Source organism: Moorena sp. SIO3H5, assembly GCF_010692395.1.
GTDB lineage: Bacteria > Cyanobacteriota > Cyanobacteriia > Cyanobacteriales > Coleofasciculaceae > Moorena.
On the sequence record NZ_JAAHHS010000458.1, the window covers coordinates 1 to 5,717 of the forward strand.

Below are 5,717 nucleotides of genomic sequence, written 5' to 3' on the forward strand. Positions count from 1 at the left end.
CACGACGCGCGTCCGATCTGGTTTAAACAAATACAAAGCTACTAACCCCAATCTTAGTTTTTATTCCTACCCTTGGACAGAAAAAACCTTGCAGGTTAGCAAGTTTAATGTTGAAGGTTTAAACAAAAACAAAGCTACCAACCCTAATCCTACTGCCAACCTTGGCCAAAAGGCCACCCTACCCTCTCAACCCACTAACGTTCTGGATACAGACTATTTCGATGACCTGGAACTAAAACGTTATAGTACACCCGAGCTTCTGATTCAGTCAGTTGTAGAAGACGCTATACAATTAACAGAAGCTGCCCATGACATTGAGCTGTTCACCACCCAATCCAGTAAAACTCTCGAACAACAACGTCGGTTGTTAACCAACCATCGTGATGTTTTGATGGACGCCCGGATGTTGCCTTTAGGGGAAATATTTAGTCGCTTCCCCCCTGTGATCAAGCAGTTGTCAGCCTCCCACCATAAGCTGCTAGAGCTCAAAATCTCTGGTAATGATGTTTTAGTGGATAAAGTTGTTGCCCAGAAGCTATACGACCCGCTGCTGCATCTTGTGCGTAATGCTTTTGACCATGGTATTGAGACTCCTGCTGTCAGGCAACAACAAGGCAAACCAGAAAAGGGATTAATTGAAATCACTGCTTTCCATCGGGGCAGACATTTGGTGATTGAAGTCCTCGATGACGGGCCAGGGTTGAATTTTGAACGGATTCGCCAACTAGCAGTAGAACGTGAACTCATAGACTTTGAACAGAGTAATAATCTGAGTAAGGCTCAGCTGAGGAATTTGTTGTTTGAACCAGGCTTTTCCACTGTCTCTGGGGTGAATAACCTTTCTGGACGTGGTGTTGGTCTTGATGTTGTTCTAAACCAGGTCAAAGCTCTCAGGGGTTCGGTAATGGTTGATTCTTCTCCCCACCAAGGCACCAGATTTAGACTACAAATTCCCCTGAGTTTAACCATAAATAAATTACTCCTGTGTCAGGCTGGGAGCCAAGTTTATGGTTTAATTACTGATCAAGTCAAGCAAATTATCATTCCTGAGGAACACCAGCTCCGAAGTTGGGAAGATGGTCTTGTCCTCTACTTGGGTACCGGGAGTGATCAGCAACTGGTTAAAGTCTACAAACTTGGGCAAATCCTAGATTATTCCTCTGTGGCTTCTCCATTCTCGGTAACCCATCGACATCAGCCTGTTGTTCCTAAAGAGACGATCAGACCAATCATTCTCATCCATTACCAGGATCAGCTTGTCGGTCTGGAAGTAGACCAACTGTTGGGAGACCAGGAGTTGGTGATTCGTCCTTTAGGGACAATGATTGTGCCACCCCCCTATGTCAATGGGGGCAGTATTCTCGCCGATGGTCGCTTGACATTGGTGCTGGATGGGACTGAATTGATCCAGTACCTATCTGACCAACAGACCGATGATGCCAGTAAAAGGTTACAGGTTGGCACATTGAAGGTTAAAAGTTTAGGCCCAGATCAACGGACCCAAGCGATGGAAACCCTTTCAGTAAAGCAGCTTCCACCTTCAAGGGTTGAACCATTCTGGGTCAGACATAAGCCAAAGGTACTCGTCGTAGATGATTCGATCACCCTGCGCCAAACTCTAGCCATGACCTTAGAAAAGAATGGCTATCACGTGTTTCAAGCCCAGGATGGTTATGAAGGTATTGAGCAACTACAGCATCAGACAGACATACAGTTGGTAATCTGTGATATTGAGATGCCTCGCATGAATGGGTTTGAGTTTCTCAAACACTGTCAGCTTGACCCAGCTTTGGTAGATCTTCCTATAGTCATCCTCACATCCCGCAGTAACGATAAACACCGCTTGATTGCTGCACAGTTAGGGGCAAAGGCTTATATCACTAAGCCCTATTTGGAACACAAATTGTTGACAACAGTAACCGATGTCGTTGAGCCCATTTCACCCTTAATAACGGAATAGAGAGTAGGGAGTAGGGAGTAGGCATTAGGCATAATAAAGACTATACATGATAAGTATAATTAACGCTATACTCTGGAATTATTTAGTAATTAATAATTATTAATTTATGTTTTTTAATAGTAACTTTTATCTAAAAAAATAAAATAAAGATCATATTATAAAGGCGATGTCAAATAATTTACAAATAGACAAATTCATAGTTTTTAAGATTTATGAATATTCCCTATGTCTTCCGATTAGGGATGTTCTTAAAGTGGTTAATTTTACCACTGAAATCAGCCGGGAGATGAAAACTATGGGATTAGTTCAGCTAGGCAAGCATAGCATTAAACTTTGGAATTTACATCAGCAGTTGGGTGATGGTAGTTTACCTCACCCAAGCCCTAACCAAAGGTTCTTAGTGATTATTCGTCCTAGGGACTCCGAACTTTGGGGAATTTTTGTCGATGATCTGCCCAATTTGGTGGAATTACCCCAAGACATGATGCGACCTATCCCGAAGTCTTACCGTCAGGCCAGTGTTCTGGAGATGATATCTCATGCAGCTGTTATATCAAACGAAGCATCTACTCAGAAAATTTTTCTTTTGGATTTACAGCAAGTCGGTGCCTTGACTCCTTAATCGTCAGAAAACGCTATAATAAAAATCTAAACTTACCAATTACCATTTGTTAATTGTTAATTTGTAGCAATTAACAATTTTTTTATGGCTAATGATCATAAATAAACTACACTATTGAAATTAACTCTAAGTTAGTTAACATGAGTACTTTTCGTGTTGGGATTGCTGGTCCAGTTGGTTCAGGGAAAACTGCTCTATTAGATGCATTGTGTAAAGCCCTGCGAGACTCTTATCAAATCGCTGTGGTCACCAATGATATATATACTCAGGAAGATGCCCAGTTTTTAGTTAGGAGTCAGGCCCTAGAAAGCGATCGCATTCTGGGTGTGGAAACAGGGGGTTGTCCCCATACTGCCATTCGGGAAGATGCCTCAATGAACTTGGCAGCCATTGAACAGCTGGAAAATCGGTTTACTGATTTAGACTTGGTGTTCCTAGAAAGTGGAGGGGATAACCTAGCAGCAACCTTTAGTCCAGAACTAGTAGATTTCACGATCTACGTTATTGATGTCGCTGCTGGGGATAAGATTCCTCGTAAAGGAGGACCAGGAATCACCAAGTCTGACTTGCTGGTGATTAACAAAATTGATCTGGCACCTCAGGTGGGAGCAGATTTGGAGGTGATGGAACGGGATGCTAAAAAGATGCGAGGAGATAAACCCTTTGTGTTTACGAATTTGAAAACTAAAGAGGGACTCTCTACCGTTATTGACTTGATAAAAATTGACATGGGCGCTTATTAATTACCTTTATAATATGGTAAAAAAAATCTTAGAATAAAACCTAATATTATGATGTGATTATGGGTGGTGATGATAATGTTTTTTTGTTTGTACCATAGCATTTGTCAATTAGTTTAAAATGCTAGATAATTAAATATTATCCCATAGTTTAGTAATTTTAATCTACGACAAAAAAATGTATTAAATTATACTTAAATTTAGGTAAGCTGGTAAAGCCAACCTGATCCTGGTTGACTACCAAAAAGTCGAGTAACTTTGCCTGCGCCTTTGGCGCGGCAGAGCCTATCCCACACCCTCATGACCCACATTTATAGCCAGATTCAATCACTGGGATCCCTTGCTTTCAAGGGTTTCCCTTTAGGGAGTAATATGATGTCGATATAATTACCCTTAATAAAAATCTCCCCATCTCCCCATCTCCCCATCTCCCCATCTCCCCATCTCCCCACACTTGCCGCCCCCGGGCTCGACACTTTTATTATGGGTATTCAACAACAATCTCCACAGCCCTAGGAACTTATCGGAAGTAAAACTTAACCAGTTAACGGATAGGGGAGTTTGAGGGGTATATCCATCCCCACCCGTCCCAGGGATGGGTGGGGATGGATATACCCCTGGCCATAGGCCACGCTACGCGAACAATCTTTTAGCAGCAGTTGACACGTTACTAATAAATGCATATAATAGTAACTAAGGTCGATAATAAAGATGAGTGCAGTGAAACATAAAGCCGTGAAAGTAAGAATTTATCCAACTCAGGAGCAAGTTCACATTTTGACTCAGAACTTTGGTTGTGCTCGTTGGTGGTGGAATTATGCACTAAATCACTGTATAGAAACTTACAAGGAAACTGGCAAAGGACTTAAGCAATCTGCACTCAATTCTATGTTGCCAAAACTCAAAAAAGAAAAAGAAACCGAATGGCTAAAAAATTGCTACTCTCAGGTCTTACAGTCTGTGAGTCTTAATCTTAGCCGTGCATACCAAAACTTTTTTGAAGGCAGGGCGAAATATCCAAGATTTAAGTCATACCATCATCGTCAGTCAATCCAATATCCCCAAAAGGTCAAGCAAGTAGGTGATTGCCTTAAGTTTCCTGGGAAGTTAGGTGTCGTTAAGGCAGTGATTCATCGACCATTGGACGGAGAAATAAAGACTGTAACTGTCAGTAAAACTCCGTCAGGGAAGTACTACGCTTCTGTCCTAATGGAATACGACTCAGATGGGGTACAACCTTCCGTGAAAGGCAAGGTTATTGGTATAGACTTAGGTATCAAAGATTTTGCGATCACCTACGATGGCGAAAAGACCTCTAAATTTGTCAATCCTAAACACTTAGCTAAGTACGAAAAGAAGTTAGCTAAAAAACAGCGTATTGCTGCCCGGAAGAAGAAAGGAAGTAACGGGCGCAAAAAAGCTAGAAAAATTGTAGCCAAGGTATACGAACGGATTGGAAATGTCCGCCAAGACTACCTACATAAGCTATCTAGAAAGATAGTTGATGACAACCAAGTGGTGGTAGTCGAAAACCTAAATGTCAAGGGCATGGTTCGTAACCACAAACTAGCTAAAGCAATATCTGATCTAGGCTGGAAAACTTTTGTGAATTTTATTTCCTATAAATGCGAAAGAGAAGGAAAAATTTTGATTGAGATAGACCGATGGTTTCCCAGTTCTAAAACCTGCTCTAATTGTCATTACCAGATCAAAGAGTTGCCCCTTGATGTAAGGACTTGGATTTGTCCAAGCTGTGGAACTCACCACGACAGAGATGGTAATGCGGCCAAGAACATTAGAGCAGAAGGGATCAGAATGCTATCCTCCTCTGGGACGGGGGAGGTCAACGCCAGTGGAGAAGAAGTAAGACCAAGACGCGGACGTCCGTCCAAATTGAGGCATTCTTCCGTGAAACTGGAAGCCCCAACTTCAACGAAGTAAGTTGGGGTAGTTCACGTCCATCAGATTGCCGTAATTTGATAGTCTAAAATATAATGGCTCCTTCATTCCCAATCCCATGGAAGTTGTCCCCTTTACCCCTCCTAGTCGTCCAACCGAGTTTTCGGCTCTGGGCTATCTGTTTGGGCGATTTGACCCAAACCCATCTCAAGAGCCTAATAGGTCAGTTAAAGGAACTCTTGTTCTCAAACAAGGAATCAGCTTCAGTGCCTATATGCACCAACCCTTGTGGAAGAAATTAAGTACCAACCCCTCTTTTGGTGAGAAAAAAGTCTATCTGTGGCGAGTATATTTCCGCATCACCAAGGCAGGAAAACTCGCTCAAATTCAAATTAAGAAATTTATTCCCCTAGAGGGGAAAACTACTCTACGTCATTCTCCCAGTGACAAAAGAGTCGATCAGTTTCGGGTTCGTGGTTTAATTCACGATGTCAAG

General features: G+C 42.1%; 6 protein-coding genes. 5 read left to right on the plus strand and 1 reads right to left on the minus strand.

Going from position 1 to position 5,717, the window contains the following annotated elements; translation table 11 throughout:
• From F6K52_RS31145 to ureG, 3 genes are all read left to right on the plus strand, one after another.
• The coding region (locus tag F6K52_RS31145) for a hybrid sensor histidine kinase/response regulator (RefSeq protein WP_293088039.1) at positions 1-1,960 on the plus strand (1,960 nt) is incomplete at its 5' end.
• A 166-nt stretch (positions 1,961-2,126) separates the two neighbouring features.
• Positions 2,127-2,582, plus strand: a complete 456-nt coding sequence (locus F6K52_RS31150) for a chemotaxis protein CheW (RefSeq protein ID WP_293088041.1) — start codon at positions 2,127-2,129, stop codon at positions 2,580-2,582.
• A 140-nt stretch (positions 2,583-2,722) separates the two neighbouring features.
• Positions 2,723-3,325 (plus strand): urease accessory protein UreG, encoded by a 603-nt coding sequence (ureG, locus tag F6K52_RS31155; RefSeq protein ID WP_293088043.1) that lies wholly within the window; start codon positions 2,723-2,725, stop codon positions 3,323-3,325.
• A 320-nt stretch (positions 3,326-3,645) separates the two neighbouring features.
• Here ureG and F6K52_RS31160 read toward each other — a convergent pair whose 3' ends face one another.
• Positions 3,646-3,774, minus strand: coding sequence for a hypothetical protein (locus F6K52_RS31160; protein WP_293088046.1), 129 nt, complete (start codon positions 3,772-3,774; stop codon positions 3,646-3,648).
• Between the two features lie 268 nt (positions 3,775-4,042).
• Between F6K52_RS31160 and F6K52_RS31165 the strand changes: the two genes are divergently transcribed.
• On the plus strand, positions 4,043-5,263 hold the full coding sequence (locus F6K52_RS31165) for an RNA-guided endonuclease TnpB family protein (protein ID WP_293088052.1): 1,221 nt from the start codon (positions 4,043-4,045) through the stop codon (positions 5,261-5,263).
• Between the two features lie 76 nt (positions 5,264-5,339).
• A partial coding sequence (locus F6K52_RS31170) for a hypothetical protein (RefSeq protein WP_293088049.1) occupies positions 5,340-5,717 on the plus strand: 378 nt, incomplete at its 3' end.

Coding starts and splice junctions, on each gene's coding strand:
- F6K52_RS31150 (WP_293088041.1), top strand. CDS start 2,127: ATGTCAAATAATTTACAAATAGACAAATTCATAGTTTTTAAGATTTAT.
- ureG (WP_293088043.1), top strand. CDS start 2,723: ATGAGTACTTTTCGTGTTGGGATTGCTGGTCCAGTTGGTTCAGGGAAA.